Genomic DNA, 24448 nt, shown 5'->3' on the forward strand with positions numbered 1-24448 from the left:
TATAATACTTGGTATAAAGATGATTAGAAGTTTGCTAAGGGGGCTTTCAACTTGGATCAATGCGATAAAGAACCAACATCTCTGACCCTCGATGATTATCTGGACCTTCTCAATTTGGCTATTCGCTTGGAAGATCGGAAGTGGCAAGCAGACATTGTTCGTACACTTCGTCATATGTTGGAACCGCAGGGCAAGAAGCAAGCGAAGTCGGAGGAATGTACGGAACAAGAACTGTGGCAATGCTTGAACCAAATCAATGACCGGATGTTTGCCCTTTACAATGAACTGAAAGCAACGGATGATAAAGATATGCAGCGGAAGCTGCTGGACCAAATGTGGGAACTTAAAATTGCCCGGGTTGAGGTTTTCCGTAAAATACGCTCGATATATCAATAGCAAACAAAGACGATAACCCCTTCTGGAGTATCGTCTTTGTTTGCTATCTGACCCTTCGTTATGATAAATCCAAATAATAATTAGCAAATTCTTCATCCTGCACATACCCTGCGGATTCATACAAATGCTGAGCTGTCACGTTATGAAGCTGCGTGGACAGGGTCAGCCCCATGGCTCCGGTCTGAAGGGCGTGCGCTTTGGCTTGATGTAGCAGTTTCCTTCCGATACCAAGCCCGCGATATTCGGAGTCCACGAACAGATCATTCAAGATCCACAACCTGGACATCGATAGCGATGAGAAGGATGGATATAACTGGAGAAAGCCAGCCGTAAACAGGTTTTCTCCTCTATTGCAATCCGCTAAATACAAAACGGAATCGCCCAGGTTCAGCCTCTCCCTGATATATTCCTCGGCCCCGTTCAAATCATCTTCCCGCATATAGAATTGCCGATACTCATTAAACAGAGCGGCTGCCTTGACCAGATCCTTCTGTTCCGCTTGATATATATGAATCTCTGCTTTCAAATCACGCACTTCCTTTACATCCGATGTTCCCCCAAGTGTACTAGAAGTCGATCAGGGTTTGGAATGCATAAAATCACGAACGGTTTGCACGCAACTTCATCTTCAAGCATCCAGGATGGTGTCATGATTTCCGGATTTAACAGCATTTGAAAAACTCCACGGCATCCTCTTCTCCAAAGGGACGCAAGTGGAACCGCTCGCCTTCCAGTAACCGTACCGGCTTCGAATTTTGTTATGGTTGAGTTCACACCATGAAAAAGCTGTCCTCTCATTTACTAAAAGGACAGCATTTTGATATGTTAGTCTTAACGTATCGACACTTTAAACTGCACGACCTACAATGACCAAATCCCGCTTAATGCCGTCAAGCTCCGCAACCCCGGGGAGAAGCCCCCATTGATCAAAGCCAAACTTCATCAACAGCTTAAGGCTCGGTTCATTATGGCCGAATACAAATCCGACCAGATTACTGACGCGAAGGCGCGGGCACTCCTCAATTGCCTTCTGAATTAATATGCTTCCAGCACCGATGCCGCGATATTTCTCGTTTACGTATATGCTGATCTCAGCTGTGCCGTTATAGGCCGGACGGCCATAAAAGGATTGAAAGCTCATCCATGCAACCATTCCGTCATCGGACCGCATGACCCACAGCGGACGAAAATCGTTGCTGTGCTCTTCGAACCAGCGTATACGGCTCTCCACCGTGACCGGCTCCAGATCGGCGGTTACTTTTCTGCCTGAGATCGTCGAATTGTAAATGTCCACAATGGCCGGCAAATCCTCTTTGACGGCATAATCGATACGGTATTGTTGCGTCACGATGTCCTACCTCCGAATAGATGCGTAGTCTTTATTACGAGATCTATTGTACAAGAGGCAGCGGAAAAACGCTTCTGTTTTTTCAAGCGGCATTAATTCACGAAGGTGTTTCGCACACGCTTGGAGCGAGTGAAATACGGGATCCAGATACAGGCGTACAGAATGGACCGGGTAACTTCACGCATGAATGTCCCATCATCCCCCTGAGCCAGGATTTCGATTTGGCTGACTGCGACATAGTCCACTATGCTGGTCAGCAGACTAAATAAAATATAACCGATCATCAATTTGGGAAACGCCCTTTTTTTGCGATAGAGCAAAAATAAAGCAAAGACTAATGCAATAATAAACAACACATTAACTACGGTCTCAAAAAGGATTAGCTGGACAAGCGATTGATTATAAGCAGCCGATCCTTTATCGGTAATCATACTCCATATCTCCGGCTCGAACACCGGGAAAATATGATTAAACAGCAGGTATGTGATCGTGATCAATGAAAAATACATAGAAATCTGGACTAATACAAGCCATCCGCCAAGCCCTTCCACTTTAAGTTTTATAAGGTATTTGGGTGTCTGGCCCTGCGGTGATGAATCAAGATTGTTCTCCTGAACTTGATTCGGATCCATTCGAGTGTAATTCCCCCTATATATTATGTAATTTTTAACTCCAAAACATTATATAGGAAGATCAAGCTCATAATAAAGGAACACTTTACTTACGTGATTGAACGCGATAACCTAACATTAATAGCGTGAGAACCGTCTTCTGATGATGAAAGGAATGAACAGAATGAACGAACGATTGCAAAGTTTGCTACAATCCATGAATACACAGGGCTGGGATCATGTCCTTGTGACAGACCCCAAGCATGTTTACTATTTGACCGGATTTGCGAGTGATCCCCATGAGCGTTTCCTGGGCCTGCTCCTCTCCTCTGCGAATGATCCGGTGCTGATTGTCCCCGCATTGGATGCCGACGCGGCAGCGGCCGCTTCAACGGTTAAGCATATTGTCACGCACCAGGATATCGATAATCCGTATCTCTTGCTCAAGCAGCAGTTTCAAGGTGCAGTCGGTACGCTGGCGCTAGAGAAGGATCAGCTTACGGTCTCCCGTTATGAGCAGCTGCAGCAGCATCTGAACGCGAGCCGGGTCGAGGATGTTGGCGCTGTGCTCCGGGAGCTCCGCATTCGAAAGTCGGCCGATGAAGTGAAGATCATCAAACATGCAGTAAGACTAATTGAGGATGTTCTGACGCAAGGCCTGGCCCAGATCAAAATCGGCGTCAGCGAGATTGAGGTTGTGGCAGAGCTGGAATACTTAATGAAAAAAATGGGTGCCGATGCTCCGTCCTTCGCCACAATGGTATTATCCGGCCCTAATACCGCCTTGCCTCACGGTGTTCCCGGTACGCGCCGGATCGAAGCAGGCGATTTGCTCATGTTCGATATGGGAGTTTATGCGGGTGGTTATGCGTCGGATATTACCCGTACCTTTGCCGTAGGCGAGCTGAAGCCTGAAGCCGTCAACATCTATGAGACGGTTCTCGCAGCGAACCTGGCCGGCATTCAGGCCGTAAAACCCGGCGTAACCTATGGCTCGATTGACCAAGCCGCTCGCAAAGTGATTGACGACGCAGGGTACGGCCATGCTTTTGTACATCGCTTGGGGCACGGGCTTGGCATGGATGTTCATGAATATCCGTCTATCCACGGTTTGAACCAGGACATTTTACAGCCCGGGGCTGTATTCACGATCGAGCCCGGCATTTATCTGCAAGGCGTAGGCGGCGTGCGGATCGAGGACGATGTGATCGTAACCGAGGATGGCGTCGAGGTGCTGACCTCCTTCCCGAAAAGAACTGACTAGCATCGGATAATTCCATTTTCAGTATGATAAAAAAAAGCCCGGATATCGTTTTATTTACGGTATTCGGGCTTTCTCTATGTACCAGAAGAGCCATCCTCCGGCAGAAACAATGCCTCCAAGATGGCTCCCATGGTTACGTTCTTATGCCTGAACCATATCCAGTTCAATGTTGTCGTCGTTATACACGTCTTTATCCACTTCATTCATGACTTTCCCGGTAATCACGCCCGCTGTCATGGAGTCATTCACGTTCAGTGCCGTCCGTCCCATATCGATCAGCGGCTCGACGGAAATCAACAGGCCCGCCAAGGCAACCGGCAGGTTCATCGTAGAGAGCACGATGAGCGAGGCGAAGGTAGCCCCGCCTCCGACACCCGCCACGCCGAAGGAACTGATCATAACGACCACAATCAGGGTAAGGATGAACGACCATGAGGTCGGGTCCACGCCGGCTGTCGGCGCAATCATGACGGCCAGCATGGCAGGATAAATGCCCGCGCAGCCGTTCTGCCCAATCGTGGCGCCAAACGATGCCGAGAGATTCGCGATGCCTTCCGAGACACCCAGCTTTTTGTTCTGGGTCTGCACGTTAAGCGGAATCGTAGCCGCGCTGGAACGCGACGTAAAGGCGAAGGTCAGCGTCGGGAATACCTTTTTCACATATTTAAGCGGGTTGAACCCGAATATCGCCAGCAGTACCAGATGGATAATGAACATGGCGATCAAGGCCACGTACGAAGCAAGGACGAAATCGATCAAATTCATGATGACCGCAAGGTCGGTCGTGGCAATCGTTTTGGCCATAAGCGCCAGAATCCCGTAAGGGGTCAGACGAAGCACCAGCGTCACGATGCGCATGACCACGCCATACACCGCAGAGATCATATTGCGGAACGTTTCCGCCTGCTCCTTGTTTTTTCGGTCTAACCCGAGAACCGCGATCCCGATGAATGCCGAGAAAATAACGACCGCAATCGTCGAAGTTCTTCGTGCCCCCGTCATGTCGGCAAACGGATTGCTCGGAATGAAATCCAGGATCTGCTGCGGGAGCGTACGGCCCTCAACATCCCCGAGCCGTTCTTGCAGCAGTGCACCCTGCTGCTCCTCCGCAGCACCGCCTTGGATATTGACGGCGGACAAATCGAACGCCAGCGCGGTTGTAATCCCGACTGCAGCGGCTACGGCTGTCGTCAGAAGCAGCACCGTGATGATAAGTCCGCTCATTTTGCCCAGATTCTTTCCGCCCTTCAGCTTCATGATAGCCGATATGATTGACACCATGATCAGCGGAATGACCATCATTTGCAGCAGCCTGACGTAGCCGTATCCTATCAAATTAAACCAATCGGTGGATTTCACCACCACATCGGAGGTCGAAGTGTAGATGAGCTGCAGTGCCACTCCGAACAACACACCCAGTCCGAGTCCGGCAAACACGCGTTTGGTAAACGAGATATGCTTTCTCTGCATCCAGTACAGAATACCGACCAGCAGAATCAGAACAAGGACATTGATGATAACCCAAAGCGTTTCCATCCTAATGATTCCTCCCATTCTTTAAATAAGGATATATGTGCTCCATCCTCATGTCATAAGTGCGCTAGTATGTATTCATATCCATTACAGCCCACTCTAAACATATCATTACCCGATTGAGAAAATTCCTGTCAAAATCGTTAGTTTCCCATCGATGCGGATTATGTCGACTATGTTGATCGGATTACCACTGATATCACCCTACTATCATATCATGTAAACTTCAAAAGGAGAACCACAAATATTAACAAAACCGTTTCAATCAGTTCATTGAGCGCTCCATATGTATCCCCCGTCAGTCCTCCAAGTCTTCGGCTCATCCGTTCAGCCGTTAAACTTCCAGCTGCCCAGGCTATGAACGGAATGACAAGGATTCCTCCGACTGCAATCGTCCAAAGATTAGTCTCGCCTGCCGTGATCCATAGGAAGCCTACAGTAACTAGCGTTAAAAGAGCAGCCATTACGCCCGCCAGCGATCTCCTTCCGGCCGTCAATCCGTGAAATAGAGCGGCAAGCCCCTCACTTCCCCGTGCCATCGGCCAGCGATACATCGCATGGACCATAAACCAGCGGCTCCAAACCGGAGCGAGCACCAGCAGCCATGCCTCTTGTTTCCATGCCCCGGCTGACAAATCCCATACAGACATGATCAAGGAAGCCTTCAGAAGGAGCAGCAGCATACACGCCATGACGCCCATCGCACCCACACGGCTATCCTTCATGATTTCAAGCATCCGTTCGCGCGACCGATGGCTGAGCAGCGCATCCGCGCTGTCCATCCAGCCATCGAGATGAAGGCCTCCGGTCAGCGCCACCCATACAACCAGCAGGATGACGGCAGCAGGAAGGGAAGGCAGCACATAGCTTAAGCCCAGTCCCAATCCGCCAACGATAAAGCCTATGACCGCCCCTACCAAAGGATAAAAAACGACGCTCCGTTGCTGCACTTCCGGGGTAAAAGGAATTTCTCTCCGCACCGGCAGCCTCGATAGAAATTGAAAAGCGGCCGCAGCCGCTTCGATCATCTTGCTCATATGAGATACTCCTTGCTCTTGATTTCCATTGGAATTCCCGCCGTCACCAAAAATACTTCATCGCATATCTGAGCCAGCCTCTGATTCATGATCCCTGCCCAGTCGCGATATATTCGGCCTAGCGGAAATTCCGGTACAATACCCGACCCCACTTCATTGGTTACCAGAATGACCATGCCGGGGTAACCCTGTACCGCTCTTGCGAGTCTGCCGATTTGAAGTCCTAACCGTTCTTCCATTGCAGCACTTCCTTCAGGCTCAGCTTGCAGCAGCACGTTCGTAAGCCACAGCGTCAGGCAGTCCACTACCACCGCAGGGGCATCCGAGGCAGACTGACCGAGCGTTTCCAGCAATTCAGGCAGTGCAACAGGCTCCTCCACCGTCTCCCAACGATAGGCTGAATCCTGCCTGCGGTCTTGATGAATCCGGATCCGTTCCCTCATCTCTTCGTCGTAGGCTTGCGCAGTCGCCACGTACGTTCCCGACTCCGATCGCTTCATGCACAGCTTCTCCGCGAATGAACTCTTTCCGCTTCTGGCCCCGCCTGTTACCAACACGCTTCCACGATGGCTCATACGGCCCCTCCGCTGATTCCAGCGCTCTCAAACGTCGCCATCTCGTTCACGATCCTGCACGCCGCCTCGACCAGATGAAGGCACAGCACCCCGCCCGTCCCCTCGCCAAGACGCATGTCCATTTGCAGCATCGGCTGGAGTCCGAGCTCTTTCAGCAGAAGAACATGCGCCTGCTCATGCGAAACATGAGAGGCAATCATATAGGAGAGAGCGTCCGGGCAGATGCATTTAGCAACCAGCGCCGCCGCACTGGATATGAAACCGTCAATGATAACAGGACAACCGTGAGCAGCCGCACCCAGGATCAGTCCAGCCAACCCGCCGATTTCATATCCTCCAACTTTGGCGAGCACGTCGAGGGGATCATCGGCATGAGGTCTATTAACTTGTATAGCCTGTTCCACCACTCGAATCTTATGCAGCAGCCGTTCATCCGTTACGCCGGTTCCCCTCCCCACGACGTCAGAAGGCTGATTGCCGGACAGAACGGAGAAGATCGCCGCACTCGGTGTCGTATTCCCAATGCCCATCTCTCCGGTGACGAACATTTGCGTTCCTCGCGATACCAATTCGGCAGCAACCTCCGCACCGGCTACAATGGACTCCAGTGCCGCTTCTTTTGTCATCGCAGGCCCTTTGGCCATATTGGCGGTTCCTCTGCCAACGTTCCGCGACATCAGCTTCTCATGGTTCAACTCGATCGCGACCCCGATGTCCACACAATGAACGTCTGCCCCCGCCTGACGGGCCAGCACATTCACAGCCGCCCCTCCATTCAGGAAGTTCATGACCATCTGGGGCGTTACCTCAGCCGGAAAGGCGCTGATTCCTTCTTCACAGACTCCATGATCACCAGCCATGACAACGACGGATTTTTTGGTGAACGACGGTTTCATATTCCCTGTAATGCCCGCTAATTGGATCGCTAGCGATTCCAGCTTGCCCAGACTGCCCGGAGGCTTCGTCAGCGTATCCAAATAAGCGGCTGTTTCGTTCTGCACCTGGACATTCAGCGGTTTTATGTTAGCAATGAAACGATTTAAACGATTCACGATGGTATCCGTCAATGAAACGACCTCCTCATATCTTGTTCCTAAATCTTGCATCCCCGCCCGGAACATGCGGCAGCATCGGTCAGGACCACGTGCTATTTGCCGTTAACAGCACCTGCGGAGCGCCATTCTCGGGATGGGCCACAATCGAGGGCTCCACCCGGAAAATTTGGCGTATATACGCCGCTGTCAAAACTTCTTTCGGCTTACCAACCCCCGCGATCTTTCCCTGATCAAGGACCAGCAGCTGATCGCAAAACTGGGCTGCCAGGTTTAGATCATGCAGTACGCTGATCACGGTAATTCCGGACGAGCTCCGCCACTGCGCCACCATATCCATAAACTGAAGCTGATAGCGGATATCCAGATAAGTCGTTGGTTCATCCAGCATCAGCAGCGAGGGTTCCTGGACCATCACCTTACCAAGCGCGACACGCTGACGCTGGCCCCCGCTTAACTCGGTAAGCCGCCGTTCCTCCAGACCGTTCAGATCCAGCTTTCGGATAACGGCCTCAATGAGCGGCGCTGCATCCTTATCTTCACGACCAAGCCAGTTTAGAAAGGGGAATCTCCCCATCTCCAGCACTTCCCGGACCGTAAAATCGGTAGGGTCAAGCCCTTCCTGCTGAAGCACCGCCACGATCCGTGCAAGCGCCTTTCGGGTATAGCGTCCAAGCTCCTTGCCCCGAAGGGTCACGCTTCCTGTCGTGGGACTCTCCACACCGGATAACAGCTGCATGAGGGTGGATTTACCGCTTCCGTTCGGACCGATGATCCCCCACCATTCCCCTTCGGCAATATGAAGGTCCACACCTTCAAGAATCGGCACCTTGCCATAGGCTTTGCCAAGTCCTTGAGCTGTAATCATGATAAACCCTCCCTGCGCCTTTTTTTGTTCCGGTATAGCAAATACGCAAAGAACGGAGCGCCTATGAATGCCGTAACTACACCCAGCGGTATTTCCGTTGGTGCCAGCACGGACCGTGCCGCCGTATCGCACCAGACCATGAACACCGCGCCGCCCAGAGCCGACAGTGGAACAATGACGCGGTAATCGGAGCCGGTGATCAGCCGGATCATATGCGGTACCACAAGTCCCACGAATCCAATCACGCCGGAAACCGACACGGCTGCGGCGGCGAGCAGGGTAGCAACGATGAGCACGCTGGTCTTCAGCCGATCCACATTCAAGCCCATATGGGCGGCCTGCCGTTCCCCCAGCGATAAAATATTAAGCGCTCGCGACCTGCTCCATAAGTATATAAAACCTGCGATAAAATACGGGAAAAGGATGGCCGTATACGACCATCCACGCATGCTGAGGCTCCCCATCGTCCAGTACAGGATCTGGTTTACCGTATCTTTGGACATGACCGTCAGGAAGGAAACGACGGCGCCCAGAAACGACTGCATCACCACGCCGGACAGAATGAGCCCGTGGATCGGCAGCTTCCCTTGATCCCTTGCCAGCAGCAGAACGACCCATAAGGTCCCTGCTCCGGTCAAAAACGCTACAAGCGGGAGCGTGTAACCTCCGGCAAAGGAGTATTCCATCCCGAAAAAAATCAGGGATGCTGCGCCAAGCGCAGCACCCGAGGATACACCGAGCGTAAACGGATCCGCCAGCGGATTGCGCAATACCCCTTGAAAGGCGGCTCCGGCGACGGCCAGGGAGGCTCCTACGAGCATCCCCAGCAATATGCGCGGCAATCTCACCTTCATTAAGATTTGCTCGGATGAAGCTTCCCAGCCCGGAACGATGGAATCGCCGATTCCCGGCAGCCGATGCAGCAGCATCGCCCCAATCTCTCTCACAGGCAGGTGCACGGAGCCGATTCCGAGACTGACAACCAAGGTTAACAGTAATAGGATGATGCCGGCCGCACCGAATCCTGCAAGTTTTTTACTCATGGATTCATCAGTTCCGGATAAACGGCCTTCGCCACTTCAATCAACCCTTGCGTTACACGGGGACCCGGACGGCTTAACAGATTCGCATCCACGGATATGACCTGATCGTTCTTGATGGCTTCGATCTGATCCCAGCCGCCGCGCTCCTTAATCAGCTGTTCCAATGTTTTCTTGGTTGCTTCGTCAACGACATCGTCCGTGTACAGTATGACGTCGGGGTTTGCAGCGATAATATTCTCCTCGCTGATTTCGAACCAGCCTTCCGCTTCGCCGGCTGCGTTAACGCCGCCAGCTAAGGTGATGATCTCATCCATAAACTCGCCCTTGCCGACGGTCCATCCTGGAGAGAATTCCACATACACTTTTTTCTTGTCTTCATCCTTCACGGATTTTACGGCATCCGTAACGGTAGTCAATTCCTGCTTCATCTGATCCACGACCGCTTTCGCCTCCGCTTGACGGTCCGTAATTTGCCCGATCAGTTCGATGTTCTCCATCACGGCATCAATGGTTTTCGGATCATTGACGAACAGGGTCACGCCAAGCTCACGCAATTTCTCGGCATTCTCGGCATTCATCGAAGCGGCGAATACCACATCGGCATCGGCTGCAATAATAGCCTCTTCATTTACTTGGAACCCGCCCAATTTCGGCTTGGATTTGGCAGCTTCCGGATAATCGTCATTATCGGACACGCCCACAATTTCCTCATCCAGGCCCAAAGCGAACAGTTTTTCCGTCTCGGACGGTGTCAGGGATGCAATTTTGACCGGAGCCTTCTCAAACGTCATTTCAACCCCGGTTGAATCCTTAACGGTCAGCGGATACGTCGTTTTAAGCTCTTCGCCCGAATCCGCAGGCGCTTCGTTATTCTGCTCTTCCTGCTGTGCCGGCGGCGTTGTATCCTTCGGCGCCGCTTCTTCGCCTCCACAGCCGATCAAGGCCAGAGCCATCAGTATGGCTACCAGAAGTACGGACCATGTTTTGTTCAATGCTTTCATCTCTTGAAATCCCCCTATACATAATTGAGAACCTGGCGCTGCGAGTTTACATTCCTTCGACCGATCCTTACCGGGAGAAAAAAACATCAATCGTCATACTCCAAAGAAGCAAAAATCCCTGACTCCTCGTAAACAAGGAATCAGGGATTACGTTTTAACATAAGGACATCTGGACCACCGTTCACAGATAGCGCCTTAAACTTCCGCCCACACATGCTGCATGGGTCCGGCAAACGTAATCCTCTCCTCGAAGGACCGTCATTCATTCGCCGAGGGCAGGTCTCCTGACTTGCAGGCTGTAACGACTTCTCCGCCTTCCCAAGCGCTTTCGGCTCAGTGGCATATGGAGAAGTCCCTGCTTCACAGTGGCGGGACCGTGCCGGACTTGCACCGGCTTCCCTATTAACCCGGCAGATGACAATAAATGCCTTCTGTCCGGGACCCTCGCAAATAATATGAATTTATGTATGTTAGGCCAAGCATGGTTTCTCTGCCCAAGATTATAGGCGATAAACCTCCCTCTTACAACCGAAAGTTTCGGTCATTTCAAATGCCTTATGATACGGATTTATCCCGTTATCGCCCATTCCGCACCGATATCATACGATTTCGTTTAATCGCTTAACCGTACGCCTAGCCAGCGTTCTCCATCCCAAGTCAATTGCAACTGGAGCTCCTCCCCCGGCGACACCTGCGTCTCCCAGAATTCCGTATGCGGAAGGGCTGCTGCCGCGATCTGCCGGATGACGCCCCCATGGGTGACCACAAGCACATCAAGCTCCGCCCTCTGTGCTCCAAGGACATAACTAACTGGCATTGCCATTGTCTCTGCCTCTGCCTCTGCCTCTGCCTCTGCCTCTGCCTCTGCCTCTGCCTCTGCCTCTGCCTCTGCCTCTGCCTCTGCCTCTGCCTCTGCCTCTGCCTCTGCCTGCACAAGGGTATCCGGATCTTCCTCTACATGCAACAGTTCCTTTAAATCCAAATACATTCCGGTCAAGAATGTCTGAATCCGGGAACGGAACGCCTCCCAGCTCTCCCCATTCGGCGGCGTAACTTCTGCGGGGTTATCAATCCAGCGCCGATAGGAGATATCCGATTTCAAATCCTCGTAGGTTTTCCCTTCCCAATCTCCTAAATCGAGCTCGCGCAGCCGCGGATCATACACCACTCCCGGTATAATCCTGCCCAAAACTTCACCATCAGGAATGGCAGTCATTTTGGAGTCCGATAGGATAACATTCAGCGTCTGTCTGCATCGAAGGAGATCGCTGCAATAGATCCGGACAAAGTGCCTGGTAAAAAACCTATCCCGCAGCGGGAGGAGCTGTTCTCTTCCCTCAACCAGGATTCCCAGATCCTCGTGGCCGAGATAACGGCGTTCCTCGTTCCACAACGTGCGGCCGTGACGGACCAGATGCAGGGTGATCCTCATAACCATAGGCTTCCTCCGGCTGCGGCAACAAGTCCAAGCACCAGGGTACCCAACAACGTAAACAATACCGATACGCCCAGCAGCAGACGGTTTGTCACCCGAATATGCTCCGCTTTAAGCGGGCGTTCGGGATCCCCCATATAAGCCCGGAACGAGATCACGCCTTGATAGGAGTTTTCTCCCCCGAGACGAACCCCCAGCGCACCGGCAACGGCCGATTCCGGGAAGCCGCTGTTCGGACTGGGGTGCTTTCGCGCATCTCTTCTGACCATCTTGATCGCTTTTTTCCATTGCAGCGACAACATGGCAGCCACCATGGCCAACAGTCCTGCCGTCAGACGCGCCGGTATCCAATTGGCGATATCGTCCAGCCTTGCGGATGCCCAGCCGATATGCTGGTATTTGTCGTTTTTATATCCGACCATGGAGTCGAGCGTATTCACGGCCCGGTAAGCCATCGCCAGCGGCGCTCCCCCGATCAGGGCAAAAAACAGCGGAGCGATGACCGCATCCACGATATTCTCCGCAACCGTCTCCACCGTTCCCCGCACGATCTCCGGCTCATCCAGATGACCGGTGTCTCTTCCGACCACCATGCTGAGCGAGCGCCTGGCCTCCGCGATATTCCCGGAGCGAAGATGGCCGTAGACCTCCAATCCGGCTTCACGCAGCCCCTTGATGGCAATCGTAGTCGCAATAAGCACGATCTCTACTCCCCACGCTAGCCAAGGATGAATCGCCCCGCACAGCTCCAGCAGCAGCCATGCCAGTACGAAGGAGCCGCCGGCCACGATCACCGGCAGCAGAATGCCCGCTCGCTTCAGGCTCTGAGCGGTAGTCGCCTGTTGGCGTATCCAGCCTTCAACCCGGCGGATGGCTTTCCCCATGCCAATGACAGGATGGGGAAGCCATCTCGGATCTCCGATCAGCAGATCCAGCACGACCGCTGCCCAAATGACCCACACGACAGTCATATCCGGTCCTCTCTTTCGGTGACAATGCTTTCCGTAACACTCTCGTAGACAAGACGGCCGATCATGCCGCCCAGATCGGTGGCAGTTCCGGCATAATGGTGGTTCACGCCATAGGCTGCATTGCCGCTGACCCCAAGGACCATCGCGTCCGTCGTCGTTCCGGTCGCAACGGCTCCGGTCTCATGATCCTTCACGCCCAGATCATACAGTGCAGCGGCTTTCGCTTCCGTCGCCGTCAGCATCGCGTTCACCATGCAAGCCGGCGTCATCATCCCGTCCACCATCAGCATGATATTAATCGTGCCCGGCTGGTAGGCCGCAAAGGTCGTACGGCTCGACCCTGCGCGGGCTGCATTGCCCACGCCGGCGGTGGTGCAGCACAGGATAGAAGACTGTTCACTCCGCTCTTCCCGGATGGCAGCATACTTCAGTTTCACCGCTGTCATCAATCCAGTTGTAGATTCAGCCGGATAACCGTGAACAGCCATAAAGTTAACCATATCGTTCACAGGGTCGCTGCAATCGTAATGCTTGTCCACATAACGGTTTACGATATGATCCAATAGCACGAATCCGCCGCCGTATATGGCGCTGCTTATGGACGCAGCCGGCTCCGGAAGCGAGATCCGGATATGCGGATGCTGCCGCTCCGATTCCAAGGACACTGTGGCTCCCGGCCATGCATTCGAGCAATACGGACGCGTGTTGCCTTTCAGAAAAGGTACTGCCATGTTTTTTCTCTCCCTGCTCCTTAAATATCTGAACCAACTGTACCTGTAGCGTTCTTCATATAGCTCTGCTGCTAGACATCCCTATGTCACGCCAGCAGAAGGATTTCCAAGGACCTCCGCGGTTATGGCCAGCAGCCTGTCATTAGCTCCGGCATCCTTAACGGCTAGCCGGATATGACGCTCACCAAGGCCCGGGTACATGGCGCAGCTGCGGACAAGCACGCCGCATCTGCCCATCTCCGACTGAAACCTCTCGGCACTCCATGGCCGCGGAAGCTCAATGAGCAGAAAATTGGCCTCCCCCGGCGTAACGTCAAGCTCCATCGCTTGTAACCCCCGTATCAGCTTCTCTCGCTCTGCGCGAATCAATTGCAGCGTAGCCAGTTCATATTCCCTGCCGCTGCCAAGACAAGCCTTTCCGGCAAGCAGCGCCAGTCCATTGACGCTCCACGTCACCTGTTTGCCTGCCATCTTGCGTATCACGTCGGGATGCGCGACCGTATATCCGAGCCGCAGGCCCGGAATCGCATAAAACTTGGTCATTGACCGGACAATGATCGTCCGCGGATAATCCTGCAGCTCCGGCATCAAGGTCTGTCTGTCCTCCGGCGGAATGAAATCGATGAAGGCTTCATCCAGCACCAGCCAGGTCCCTTCTTGCTCTGCACATACCGCTATTTCACGAATATCCTCCAAGCTGTATTGAACCCCATTCGGATTGTTGGGCTGGCCCAAAAACACGAGATCCGTACGAGCCAACAGCTCCATCACATCCGCCTTGTCTGCACGCCAGTCCCTCTCCGGATGCCCGCACACGGAGCGGATGTCCGAACCAAATTTCAAGGACAATTCCCGATATTCGGAAAAACACGGGTCAACCACGCCCACAATCCCTGGCGTCAGACCCATCAACAATAGCGCCATGCACTCTGCCGCTCCGTTGCCGACAAGGATTCGTCTGGTATCGGTGCCTAACTCAGCTGCGAGCCGCTCCTTGAACCTGCGGTGTCCCGGATCCGGATAACGAATGACCGCACTCATTCCCTCTTGCAAGGCCGTAATAACCCCTTGCGGCGGTCCGAGCGGGTTAATATTGGCGCTGTAATCCAGGAAAGCCGAGGCTTGCCTTCCGAATGCAGCAGCAGCCGTCTCCACGTCTCCTCCGTGGCCATACACCTCGATCAAGGGTTGTTTTTTGTCATTCATAAGGGCTCCTCCTGTTCCATGTCCTGGCTCTTGCAAGCCCTGCCGTTATGTAATGCCATCATTATGTCGCTACCGTCCCTGCCTCGTCAACATGGAATGCTTTGTCTCTGCCTTAAAATTGGTTTACAATAGTCTGGAAGCACCACATTTTGATTTGTGACGACGGAGGATGCTATGCTATTTATCGATAATCAGGGGATCCACGATCCTTCCATTAACCTAGCGATTGAAGAATATGCCTTGAAACACTTGTCCATGGACGAGAGCTACCTTCTTTTTTATATCAACAAGCCTTCCATTATTATCGGAAAGCATCAGAATACGATCGAAGAGATCAACCAGGAATACGTTCGTGACAACAACATTCAGGTTGTGCGCCGGCTGTCCGGGGGCGGAGCCGTATACCATGATCTCGGCAACCTGAACTTCAGCTTCATTACGAAGGATGACGGACAGTCCTTCCACAACTTCCTGAAGTTCACGCAGCCGGTTATCGACTTCCTGCAAAAGATGGGCGTGCCCGCCGAGCTTAGCGGCCGGAATGACCTGCAGGTCGGCGAGAAGAAAATTTCGGGGAACGCGCAGTTCTCGACGCGCGGACGCATGTTCAGCCACGGCACGCTCATGTTTGACCTGAACCTGGATGATGTCCAAGCCTCGCTGAATGCCAATCCGGAAAAATTCAAATCCAAGAGCACCAAATCCGTCCGCAGCCGCGTGGCGAACATCAAGGAGCTGCTTGGCTCGGATATGACGATTGAACAGTTCCGCGCCGAGCTGCTTCGCTCGATTTTCGGGATGGAGCCGGATCAAGTACCGCAATATGTCCTTCAAGAGAAGGACTGGGAGATGATCAACCAGATCTCGAAGGAACGCTACCAGAACTGGGATTGGAACTATGGGCTATCCCCTGAAAGCAACGTGAAGCATGCCAAGAAGTTCCCGGTGGGCATTATCGATATCCGAATGGACATCCGTGAAGGACATATCGGAGAGATCAAGATTTACGGCGACTTCTTCGGCGTCGGCGATGTCGCTGATATCGAGAACCTGCTTCGCGGCAAACGGTATGAAGAAACAGCGGTGCGCACCGCGTTATCCGGCATCGACGTCAAGTTTTACTTCGGCAACCTTGAGCTCGACGATTTGATCGGCTTGATTTTCCTAGAGGAATAGAGCCGGCTCGTATTAAATAAGCCTCCCGCCCGTATGCTGCAAAAGGGTGAGAGGCTTTATTTTTCATTTCAAACAGGTATACCTCGGATCAAGAGGAGGTCATAAACACATACCAAACGAGGACCAGCGTTAACACAATGCAGGCATTCTCTACCGTACGTCCCCATTTGCTTCCGGTGCTCATGATTTTCAGTTTAATTCTCCATTTGAACGGAGGAAGCGGGCGGATTCCGCGATTGGTCAATGCATCTGCAAGCAAATGAATGGAGTAGGATAAACCGCCGGCAAACCATAGGCTTTCCCCGCCGATCTTACCCTGCGATGCAAAATACAATAGGCCCGTCCATCCGGCAGCGGCATAGACGGTATGGGTCAACCCCCGGTGGGTCACCAAGGAGCCTGCAATGAGCACGCTGCCTGCGATCGTGTTCCAGGGGCTGAAGCCCTGCCCGAAGGATATCAGTCCGAGACCGATCAGGAACATGACGATATGGCGCAGGGTCCGGCTTGGCAGGTACGAAACCACCCCGATCAGTCCGGCCAGGGCGATGTTCCAGGGGGCATACTCCTTGCCGTAGAAGACAACAAAGATGGCTGCGCCGATCATGGCCAGCTGTAGGATTCGCAGCAACCCGGAAGGAATCGCCTTGCGCACCAGCAGAGAGTTGGGCTCGTCAATATCGGGAAGCAGCGCGCTAACCAAAGCCACTGCGGCAGCCGGCAATGTGACAGGCACTCCGCTCATGCCCATGACGGATAACGTGACCCCTGTGCTAATAATCAAATGAGCTCTGCCCATCATGATGACAATCTTCCTTTCTAAGCTGCTGACTAAGGGATCGATGGATCGCTTGCCGACCTTCACGTCCGATAGCCCAGGGTCATGAGAATGTACGTTCGGTTCATTAGTATAGCAAAATCATCCTCTTTTTGTCTACCCCTTCCACTTGGGTTAGGCCTAAAAATGGTTGTCCGATTCTCTGATATGGGATACAATTTGATCACTTGCCCAAGGTTACGACCGGGGACGAATGTACGGGAATCTCATCAGGAGTTTCACATCTTCAAGAAAGGATGACTACCGAGTGAATCGCTCACGAATTGCCGATCTCAGCCTGCTTCTGGTGGCCATGATGTGGGGATCTACGTTCCTCATCGTTCAGCATGCGGTCCGCGTGCTCCCGCCGATGGCTTTCAATTCGGTCCGCTTTCTGGGAGCGGCCCTGCTCCTTGCATGGATCATCACCCTCTTTTACCGGAGCCAGTGGAAGCTAATATCCGTCAAAATGCTGCTGCATGCTTGCCTGCTGGGTCTTTTTTTATTTATAGGGTACGCCTTTCAAACCGCGGGCCTTCTGTACACCACCACGTCCAATACAGGCTTTATTACCGGCTTGTCCGTCGTGCTGGTCCCTTTCATATCCTATGTCCTGCTAAGGCACTCCATCTCCAAATTCACCTGGATCAGCGCCTTGCTTGCCGTGGCAGGGCTGTATCTGCTTACCTTCACCGGATCCGGCATGAGCCTGAATAAAGGGGATTTGCTGGTGCTCGTTTGCGCCATCGGTTTTGCGCTCCATATCGGTTACACGGGCGTTTATGCCGGCCGATATCCCTCTTTGCTGCTGGCGGCGCTCCAGATGGCTGTCGTGGGGATATTGAGCTTAGCGGCATCTGCGCTAACCGAGCATGTCGGCAATGTGACCGACCTGATAGGGAAGCTGACCCAGCCGAACGTGCTGTGGGCGCTGGCTGTATCCATCGGACCTACCAGCGCATTTGCCTTCTGGATCCAAACCGTCTGTCAAAAATATACGACGCCGTCCAGGGTGGCCATCATCTATGCAACGGAGCCGGTATTCGCCGCGCTGACCGGAATCCTGTTCGCCGGAGAGCGGCTTACGCTCATCGGCGGCATCGGTTGTCTATGCATTTTGGCAGGAATGATGATTGCGGAATTGAAGTCTGCGCCACAGAAGGTACAATAGAGTTAAAGACAGAGACAGAAACAAAAGGAGAGATACCCATGACAACTTACAAATTGATGGCCATCGACATTGACGATACCCTGATCAATGACGATAAGGAAGTAACCCCCGGCGTCCAGCAGGCGCTTGAGCAAGCCGTAGCCCACGGTGTCGTTGTGACACTGGCAACCGGACGTGCCTATGCGTCCGCTCAAGCTATTGCCCGTCAAACCGGACTCAACGTTCCCATTATCACCTACCAGGGTGCCCTGATTAAAAATCTGCTCGACGAGAAGGTTCTCTACGAACGCTTCGTACCCGTCGATGCAGCCGTGAAGCTGTATGAATACTGCGTAGAGCACAATCTCCATCTGCAAACCTACATCGATGACAAGCTGTATGCCCGTGAAGAGAATCAGAAGCTGATCGATTACTGCGCCCTGAACCGGACGCCGTATTACATCGAGCCTGATTTTATGAAAATGGTTCAGCAACCGACCCCGAAAATGCTCATCATTGACGATCCGGACTATCTGGATGAACTGATCCCTGTATTCCGTGAGCTGCTGGGCGATGACATGCACATTACCAAATCCAAACCGCATTTTCTGGAGTTTATGCATAAGGAAGGCACGAAGGGACATGCGCTCACCTTCCTGGCCGATCATTTCGGCTGCGATCTCAAGGAAACCATCGCTGTCGGCGATTCCTGGAACGATCACGAGATGCTGGAAGCCGCCGGTCTTGGCGTCGCCATGGGCAATGCGATCGAGCCGCTTAAGGCGATTGCCGATTACGTTACGCTTGGGAATAACGAAGACGGCGTGAAACATGTCATTGATAAATTCGTGCTCAACCAAGGTTAATATCCGGAACAAATAAATCTGCGCAAATAAGCCTCCATGGTATCCATGGGGGCTTGTTCATGTCCATAAAAAACGCAGCCAGTGCGTTCCCTAACCGGTCACCTGGGATGGCGCAAAGCCGCCGCGGCCTGTCCGTCATTCCCGATCCGGGTTAAACGTTAGAATCGGCTTCAAAAGCGCCGCATCGTTGAACTCCAGCAGGCCTACCTCCATGCAGAGCTCCATCAATTTATGAATGCCGTTGTATTGCTGCAGATTCCGTTGATGGATGACGGACAACGCTTCGCGAACCATTTTTTGGGCCTGCTCAATGCTCTGATGCTCCACGGCCTGAATAATCTCCTTGATACTCTCCAAGTAATATACGGTCCGCCTGAGCGAGCGGATCAGCAAAATCTGCCTGACTTGCGACGGGGTGTACAGCCGATATCCATTCTCGGGGTTTCGATCCGGGGTGATCAAGCCTTCCTTCTCCCAGTGGCGGATGGCGGACGATTCCACGTTGGTCAGTTCGGCGACCTCGCCGATTGTCATTTGGGGTTTGAGCTTTTTATCCTTGATGATGTTAAGTTCGGGATTCTCGAGCAAGGCTAGCGTTTCGTCCGCAATCTTTTTTTCCTGCAACAGTTTGACCTGCTCCCCATTCACGAGCCAGAGGGCTTCATCCATCTCCCTCTTCTGAATGTGGCGAATCACATCATAAGTAACCGCGTAACCAAAGCCCGGAAACATGGCGCGCAGACAACGGAAGTAAGCCATATGCATTTGCGTGTATAAACGGTAGCCCTTCTCGTTCCGGGCAGGAGGGGGTACGACCCCCCAAGATTCATAATGCCTTAAAGCACTCGTGCTGATTTGCAGCTCTTTGGCGATATCTTTCGGCTTGTAGTAATGCATGCCGTTCCCTCCCCAATCACGATTGAGAACCTACTTTACCAGAATCGCAAGCCATTGGCAAACCTTAAATTAAAACATTAAAGTGCTCTGAGAATGTCTGTTGGATGATGTCCTCGGCTTGGTTGGATCCGCTGCAAGACATCTTCTCACTTGCATCAATGTTGTATATTGAGTGGTGTAGAGGCAAGATAAACTTAATATTATCCGCGGGAGGCGATTATGATGAACGTGAACATAACCGAGGAGTTTCCACAGAATCAAGAATACATGGATCTAAAAGCAGTTACAGGGCTGCCTGAGGTTGAGATTTCGGCCATAGCGACGGCGCTAAACCGCAGCGTGCTGTCCCTTCTGGCCAGAGACGACAATGACCGGCTGATCGGGATGGGAAGGGTCGTAGGCGATGGTGCTTTCTATTTTCAACTGGTGGACATTATGGTTGCGGCCTCCCACCTTGATCAAGGGGTTGAAGAGATGATCGTGTCCGAACTGCTCTCCCGGCTGGCAAAAATAGCGCCAAGCGGAGCCGAAGTCACCGTCATCACCGACGTGCCCGGAATCAAGCTGTACCAACATGCCGGCTTCAAGCTGCTGTACCCTGATCGATACGGCATGGCCAGGTCATTGTAAGAGAGAGCCCCGGAAGCACTTAAAGCGGCAATCCTGCCGCATTTTCACGCTATAGGTCTCGGCACGGGAGCAACCGAGCCCCACGCATGCCCGGCCTACGCTATATTTTTCATTTACTCAGCTTTATTGTCATCCCCGTCCTCGCCACACGGACTCCCTCCGGAAGAGGCAGCTCCTTCCGAACGTCGACGTCATGAGACATATGGGTATACACCGTTTGGCGAGGCTTCACCTCGGCGAGCAGCTCTGCCGCTTCCTTCATGTCATAGACGGAGCGCGTCTCAAATTTGGCGGTTTCATGAACAAAGCTGGTTCCGAGGACCAGCAAATCCACGCCATTCAGCGGCTCCTTTTCCGCAGGGCTCAGATTAATCGAGTCGGAATTGTATACCCAGACGTACCCGTCCTTCTGAAACCGATATGCATAAGAATATCCGTTCTGTCCATGGTTTACCTTCCAGCAGGAAATCTCCCAGCCGCCCAGTGAAAAGCCATCATCGACTGGCGTCATCTCCATCTGTCGCGGAAGCCATGGATACTGGCGGACAATTTGCTCCAGCACCTCGGCAGGGGCGTATAACCGTCCCTTTTCCCTCTGCCATCTGCAGGCATCGCTCCATTCCGGCAGGCCGCCGATATGATCAAAGTGGGCGTGCGTAATCAGCATATCGCTCATCTTCCGCTTTCCCAGCCCCTCCATCATAGAGCGCCAATCCGGACCGCAGTCGATCATGAAGGACGTTTCATCGCACTCCACCATAACGGCAGAGCGCAAGCGCCGATTGTTCCCCGTATTCCGGGCTTCCGTGCATACCTCACAATCGCAATATACCCGCGGAACGCCCATGGCATCTCCCGTTCCCAAAAAAGTCAATGTATCCCCGCTCACATGACATCCCCCATTTGTGTTTTATAGATTTGTTCTTGTTTGCGTAAACCTTGTCCCTATATTGTATAAGCGCACCAAGAAAAAACAAAGACCGCCCGGATCATCCCGAACGGTCTTTCGTCTTAAACGGTATCATAGCAATTCATTAAGCAAATGAGGGCTTATTATCGTCAACAGCTCCGCTGATGACCTTGACGTATTTCTTATCTACACCTTCCACAGAAGGACCAACATATACACTGTTCTTGCTTGGTCGTCTAACCGAGCGCTTCCGGGATTTCAGCGTACTCATCATCGGTACGGGTCCCCGAACCACCCAGCTGCTGCCATTGGCGGACCCCTGCGGATGACCTGACGTTCTCTTCTTCTCATTCCTGCTCACGACGAATCCCCTCCAACTAAATGCCTGATGGTACGAAGCAGCTCACGATTCTGTTCTACAACCTCCGCGAGATCTTCATCCGTAAGAATCTCATGTCCCGTAAAATGCACGGACAATACATGATTTACACCTAAAGGATAGCAGAACACATACACCTGCGCAACTTCCTCTTCGTGATAAAATGCCCATTTTCCACTATTATAGACATCTATCACGTAAATCGACTGGTTACTTGGCGAATGTTCCTTACTCCCATCGAACGGGAAATACCGTCCTCTACCTACATTACCCCCAATTTGGGCAATGCCTTCATCTCTTCGGCCCCAGAAGGCGGCCCCGGTCACCCTGAAATCCCCTGCAGTCGGCGGGAGCAAGGAATTTCGGACAGCTTCACTCAGTGCATGATATTTTTCCGCTTCATCACTCACATGCACATTTCGGTTATATTCCCAGAAAAAATGCAGCACGCTTTGCTTGCGCCTCAGCTCCGCATCCTTCTGTTCAATCACGGCGCTCGGATTGTTGTAGAACCCTTCGGTTTCGATCGCGCTCAGAATATGCCCGCAAGCGACATCGACGGCGGATTTGTAATCGTCATCGCTTCGCAGTTCATATTCGAGCAGCGTTAAGCCCTGCAGGTCGGAGAGTAGATGGTAATCCTTAACGATAACGTCTTGAACGGAACTGCTGTCTGCCTCCACCTCATCCGGGATGATGCAGTACACCCTTCGCCGCCCGAGCCTTCCCCAATACAGCCCCATCTCGAACAGCGTGTTGTCGCGGGTAACAAATACATGTTTGCCTCGAATGAGTGCCACATCATCCGGAGAAAAGACGAACACACCAAAATCACTGGACGTCAGCTGCTTCTCCAAAGCTTCCATCGTATACATGTTCGCCCCGAACGTTCCGCCGTACCAAGGTGTCACTTGGGCGGACCGTTTAAGCTGTTCGTGGATCGCCCTTGCATACTTGATGGCCTCTCTGGAAGAGCCTATGAATAAATTCGGCTTCGGTATGGTCATAGGCACATCCTATTCTCCCTTTGTTATACATTTTAGTCTTATTCGACCATTATAACAAAGTTGCCTATTTTTGGGTGAAAATTATGGCAGGCGCATGTTGGTATAGTATATGCTACGGTTTCAAAACAGACCCCATAAATAACCATGCACCCGTGTCCCGATCTTCAATGGCGAAGAAAAAAGGGCGGTCGACATTCATGACGATCGGCTCGGTAGGCTGAGCAGCACTTGTCTCGACCCCAACCGCTGTGATCGCAGCGGCCTCTGTGCCCTTCTCACTGACATCCACCACCGTTTTGTGTTTTACCTTGTCAATCCAAAATTTCTCTCCATCGGCAGCCATGGCGCTAAAATCAGCTGCATCCCTGTCGAATGCCTGAATCATCCCCAAACTTTGAAGCGCATCCGGGAGCTCGAAGGTCTGTTCTACCTTAAATTTGGGCAGCCCAAGCTGGATGGTCTCATGCGGGAAATCACCTTTCCAGACGGACGTATCCTTCCACAACTGCTGCTGCAGCTCATCCATGGATGAGGATTCCTTCGGCAGGATGACCAGCATATGCATGCGGCCATCTCCATAAGGGATGCGGATCGCCTGCCAGGACTCCCCTTCTTTGTAACTGTATTGCCCTTCCCGCTTCATCATCGGAATTTTTTGAGTGGTGCCGTCAGAAAGCGTGAATTCTTCATCCACGGTATTCGCCGGATCAAATTCATCCATCCACCCGCCGTTAAAATAAATGGCATTGATGAGAACCGCAACGCCGCCCGGTGGCTTATCATATATCGAAGGAATCATGCCGCTCGTCTTGTCGTTCACCCACCGATTTATGGCATCCATTGCATCGGCATGCAACAAGTCGGCCTCCTTAATTTCAGCACGATAGCTATCCTTAACGGCCTGCAAATACGTCTTCTTCATCTCAAGGCCAGGCTGGTACCAAACGGAATTGGCCACATTCAGCACGACGCCTCCCCCGTTCTCCAGCAATAATTGCAGCTGGCGGTTCCCATCGTTGATATCAGCCACGTTCATGCCCTTCCATCCAAGTACGTCGGACATCTCGGCGGCCGTACCGCCCGCTGTCCCGTTATAGGCCAGTGCCAAAGCTTGCGTAACGCTGTACGGAGAAATAATCAGATTATCGCTTCTGTACTCCGGGTTATTCGATAACGCCTGATGCAATCGTAAGCCAAAATCATTCTGCGCTTCCACCATGCCGGTATCAATCTTGGTCAATACCTCTTTACGTTCCTCAGCGGACAATTCCTTCACTTTGGGCTGCATATCCACAATGGCTTGCGGTTCCCCTGACTGAATATCGCTGTCCTGAGCGCAAGCGGTAAGCCCCATAAGTAAACAAAGGCCCGAGAGTACCATTCTTTTTCGCATAACCTTGTCCCCCTTCAATCTCAGATTCTTTGTCTATCTGCTATTGACGGAATGGCCTCACCTAATGTTTCATATAAAGGATCATTTATCCAAATTTAGTTGGCAACCATCTTGTTCACCGTTACAATGTAGAGAACCCGGACCGTACTTAA

General features: G+C 52.4%; 26 protein-coding genes and 1 riboswitch. Of the genes, 6 read left to right on the forward strand and 20 right to left on the reverse strand.

From position 1 onward, the window contains the following. Positions 1-51 precede the first annotated feature (51 nt). On the forward strand, positions 52-396 hold the full coding sequence (locus AC0VZ8_RS27330) for a hypothetical protein (protein WP_475485058.1): 345 nt from the start codon (positions 52-54) through the stop codon (positions 394-396). Between the two features lie 58 nt (positions 397-454). Here the strand turns inward: AC0VZ8_RS27330 and AC0VZ8_RS27335 are convergent, their stop codons facing one another. The 3 genes from AC0VZ8_RS27335 to AC0VZ8_RS27345 all read right to left on the reverse strand — a co-directional run bounded on the left by AC0VZ8_RS27335 (position 455) and on the right by AC0VZ8_RS27345 (position 2376). Then, complete coding sequence (locus AC0VZ8_RS27335) at positions 455-931, reverse strand: GNAT family N-acetyltransferase (protein ID WP_475485059.1); 477 nt, start codon at positions 929-931, stop codon at positions 455-457. 312 nt (positions 932-1243) lie between these two features. After that, on the reverse strand, positions 1244-1744 hold the full coding sequence (locus AC0VZ8_RS27340) for a GNAT family N-acetyltransferase (RefSeq protein ID WP_071222644.1): 501 nt from the start codon (positions 1742-1744) through the stop codon (positions 1244-1246). Positions 1745-1836: 92 nt separating this feature from the next. Then, the gene (locus AC0VZ8_RS27345) at positions 1837-2376 is read right to left on the reverse strand and encodes a DUF2569 domain-containing protein (protein WP_475485060.1); all 540 of its coding nucleotides are present in this window, start codon (positions 2374-2376) and stop codon (positions 1837-1839) included. 163 nt (positions 2377-2539) lie between these two features. On the opposite strand from AC0VZ8_RS27345, the gene AC0VZ8_RS27350 reads away from it, so the two are divergent. Beyond that, positions 2540-3619: a M24 family metallopeptidase gene (locus tag AC0VZ8_RS27350; RefSeq protein WP_475485061.1), complete on the forward strand. Its 1080-nt coding sequence runs from the start codon at positions 2540-2542 to the stop codon at positions 3617-3619. A 141-nt stretch (positions 3620-3760) separates the two neighbouring features. Here the strand turns inward: AC0VZ8_RS27350 and AC0VZ8_RS27355 are convergent, their stop codons facing one another. From AC0VZ8_RS27355 to AC0VZ8_RS27405, 11 genes are all read right to left on the reverse strand, one after another. Further along, complete coding sequence (locus tag AC0VZ8_RS27355) at positions 3761-5155, reverse strand: L-cystine transporter (RefSeq protein WP_071222641.1); 1395 nt, start codon at positions 5153-5155, stop codon at positions 3761-3763. Between the two features lie 212 nt (positions 5156-5367). Further along, complete coding sequence (gene cobS / locus AC0VZ8_RS27360) at positions 5368-6189, reverse strand: adenosylcobinamide-GDP ribazoletransferase (protein ID WP_475485062.1); 822 nt, start codon at positions 6187-6189, stop codon at positions 5368-5370. Then, on the reverse strand, positions 6186-6764 hold the full coding sequence (gene cobU / locus AC0VZ8_RS27365; RefSeq protein ID WP_475485063.1) for a bifunctional adenosylcobinamide kinase/adenosylcobinamide-phosphate guanylyltransferase: 579 nt from the start codon (positions 6762-6764) through the stop codon (positions 6186-6188). The genes cobS and cobU overlap by 4 nt, the downstream gene beginning before the upstream one ends. Next, complete coding sequence (cobT, locus tag AC0VZ8_RS27370; protein ID WP_475485064.1) at positions 6761-7831, reverse strand: nicotinate-nucleotide--dimethylbenzimidazole phosphoribosyltransferase; 1071 nt, start codon at positions 7829-7831, stop codon at positions 6761-6763. Before cobT ends, cobU begins: the two co-directional genes overlap by 4 nt. Before the next feature lie 67 nt (positions 7832-7898). Beyond that, positions 7899-8684: an ABC transporter ATP-binding protein gene (locus AC0VZ8_RS27375; protein WP_475485065.1), complete on the reverse strand. Its 786-nt coding sequence runs from the start codon at positions 8682-8684 to the stop codon at positions 7899-7901. After that, positions 8681-9727, reverse strand: a complete 1047-nt coding sequence (locus tag AC0VZ8_RS27380; protein WP_071222637.1) for a FecCD family ABC transporter permease — start codon at positions 9725-9727, stop codon at positions 8681-8683. Before AC0VZ8_RS27380 ends, AC0VZ8_RS27375 begins: the two co-directional genes overlap by 4 nt. Continuing rightward, entirely contained in the window at positions 9724-10728 is a 1005-nt protein-coding gene (locus AC0VZ8_RS27385; RefSeq protein WP_475485066.1) for an ABC transporter substrate-binding protein, read from the reverse strand. The genes AC0VZ8_RS27380 and AC0VZ8_RS27385 overlap by 4 nt, the downstream gene beginning before the upstream one ends. 257 nt (positions 10729-10985) lie before the next feature. Beyond that, positions 10986-11189, reverse strand: a riboswitch (cobalamin riboswitch). A 152-nt stretch (positions 11190-11341) separates the two neighbouring features. Further along, entirely contained in the window at positions 11342-12166 is an 825-nt protein-coding gene (locus AC0VZ8_RS27390; protein ID WP_475485067.1) for a histidine phosphatase family protein, read from the reverse strand. Continuing rightward, entirely contained in the window at positions 12157-13134 is a 978-nt protein-coding gene (cbiB, locus tag AC0VZ8_RS27395; RefSeq protein ID WP_475485068.1) for an adenosylcobinamide-phosphate synthase CbiB, read from the reverse strand. Before cbiB ends, AC0VZ8_RS27390 begins: the two co-directional genes overlap by 10 nt. Further along, positions 13131-13865, reverse strand: coding sequence for an adenosylcobinamide amidohydrolase (locus AC0VZ8_RS27400; protein WP_475485069.1), 735 nt, complete (start codon positions 13863-13865; stop codon positions 13131-13133). Before AC0VZ8_RS27400 ends, cbiB begins: the two co-directional genes overlap by 4 nt. Positions 13866-13946: 81 nt before the next feature. Beyond that, positions 13947-15071 carry a pyridoxal phosphate-dependent aminotransferase gene (locus tag AC0VZ8_RS27405; protein ID WP_475485070.1) on the reverse strand — a complete coding sequence of 375 codons (1125 nt, stop codon included), beginning with the start codon at positions 15069-15071 and terminating at the stop codon, positions 13947-13949. A gap of 174 nt (positions 15072-15245) precedes the next feature. On the opposite strand from AC0VZ8_RS27405, the gene AC0VZ8_RS27410 reads away from it, so the two are divergent. Beyond that, positions 15246-16247, forward strand: a complete 1002-nt coding sequence (locus AC0VZ8_RS27410; protein ID WP_260069563.1) for a lipoate--protein ligase — start codon at positions 15246-15248, stop codon at positions 16245-16247. 88 nt (positions 16248-16335) lie between these two features. On the opposite strand, the gene AC0VZ8_RS27415 is transcribed toward AC0VZ8_RS27410, so the two are convergent. Continuing rightward, complete coding sequence (locus tag AC0VZ8_RS27415) at positions 16336-17049, reverse strand: metal-dependent hydrolase (protein WP_475485071.1); 714 nt, start codon at positions 17047-17049, stop codon at positions 16336-16338. 283 nt (positions 17050-17332) lie between these two features. On the opposite strand from AC0VZ8_RS27415, the gene AC0VZ8_RS27420 reads away from it, so the two are divergent. Continuing rightward, positions 17333-18235, forward strand: coding sequence for a DMT family transporter (locus AC0VZ8_RS27420; RefSeq protein ID WP_260069564.1), 903 nt, complete (start codon positions 17333-17335; stop codon positions 18233-18235). 38 nt (positions 18236-18273) lie between these two features. Beyond that, entirely contained in the window at positions 18274-19080 is an 807-nt protein-coding gene (locus AC0VZ8_RS27425; RefSeq protein ID WP_071222628.1) for a Cof-type HAD-IIB family hydrolase, read from the forward strand. A 135-nt stretch (positions 19081-19215) separates the two neighbouring features. Here AC0VZ8_RS27425 and AC0VZ8_RS27430 read toward each other — a convergent pair whose 3' ends face one another. After that, positions 19216-19977 carry a TioE family transcriptional regulator gene (locus tag AC0VZ8_RS27430; protein ID WP_475485072.1) on the reverse strand — a complete coding sequence of 254 codons (762 nt, stop codon included), beginning with the start codon at positions 19975-19977 and terminating at the stop codon, positions 19216-19218. A gap of 219 nt (positions 19978-20196) precedes the next feature. Here AC0VZ8_RS27430 and AC0VZ8_RS27435 point away from each other — a divergent pair, with 219 nt between their 5' ends. After that, a complete protein-coding gene (locus AC0VZ8_RS27435; RefSeq protein WP_475485073.1) occupies positions 20197-20607 on the forward strand; it encodes a GNAT family N-acetyltransferase in 411 nt (136 codons plus the stop codon). A gap of 109 nt (positions 20608-20716) precedes the next feature. Here AC0VZ8_RS27435 and AC0VZ8_RS27440 read toward each other — a convergent pair whose 3' ends face one another. The 4 genes from AC0VZ8_RS27440 to AC0VZ8_RS27455 form a co-directional block, all read right to left on the reverse strand. Next, positions 20717-21454: an MBL fold metallo-hydrolase gene (locus tag AC0VZ8_RS27440; protein WP_475487774.1), complete on the reverse strand. Its 738-nt coding sequence runs from the start codon at positions 21452-21454 to the stop codon at positions 20717-20719. Positions 21455-21641: 187 nt separating this feature from the next. Continuing rightward, positions 21642-21878, reverse strand: coding sequence for a hypothetical protein (locus AC0VZ8_RS27445; RefSeq protein WP_071222624.1), 237 nt, complete (start codon positions 21876-21878; stop codon positions 21642-21644). Then, complete coding sequence (locus tag AC0VZ8_RS27450) at positions 21875-22903, reverse strand: TIR domain-containing protein (RefSeq protein WP_475487775.1); 1029 nt, start codon at positions 22901-22903, stop codon at positions 21875-21877. Before AC0VZ8_RS27450 ends, AC0VZ8_RS27445 begins: the two co-directional genes overlap by 4 nt. Positions 22904-23015: 112 nt before the next feature. Then, positions 23016-24296 (reverse strand): serpin family protein, encoded by a 1281-nt coding sequence (locus AC0VZ8_RS27455; RefSeq protein WP_475485074.1) that lies wholly within the window; start codon positions 24294-24296, stop codon positions 23016-23018. Positions 24297-24448: the final 152 nt, after the last annotated feature.

This window comes from Paenibacillus sp. QJM3NY_38, assembly GCF_056173265.1.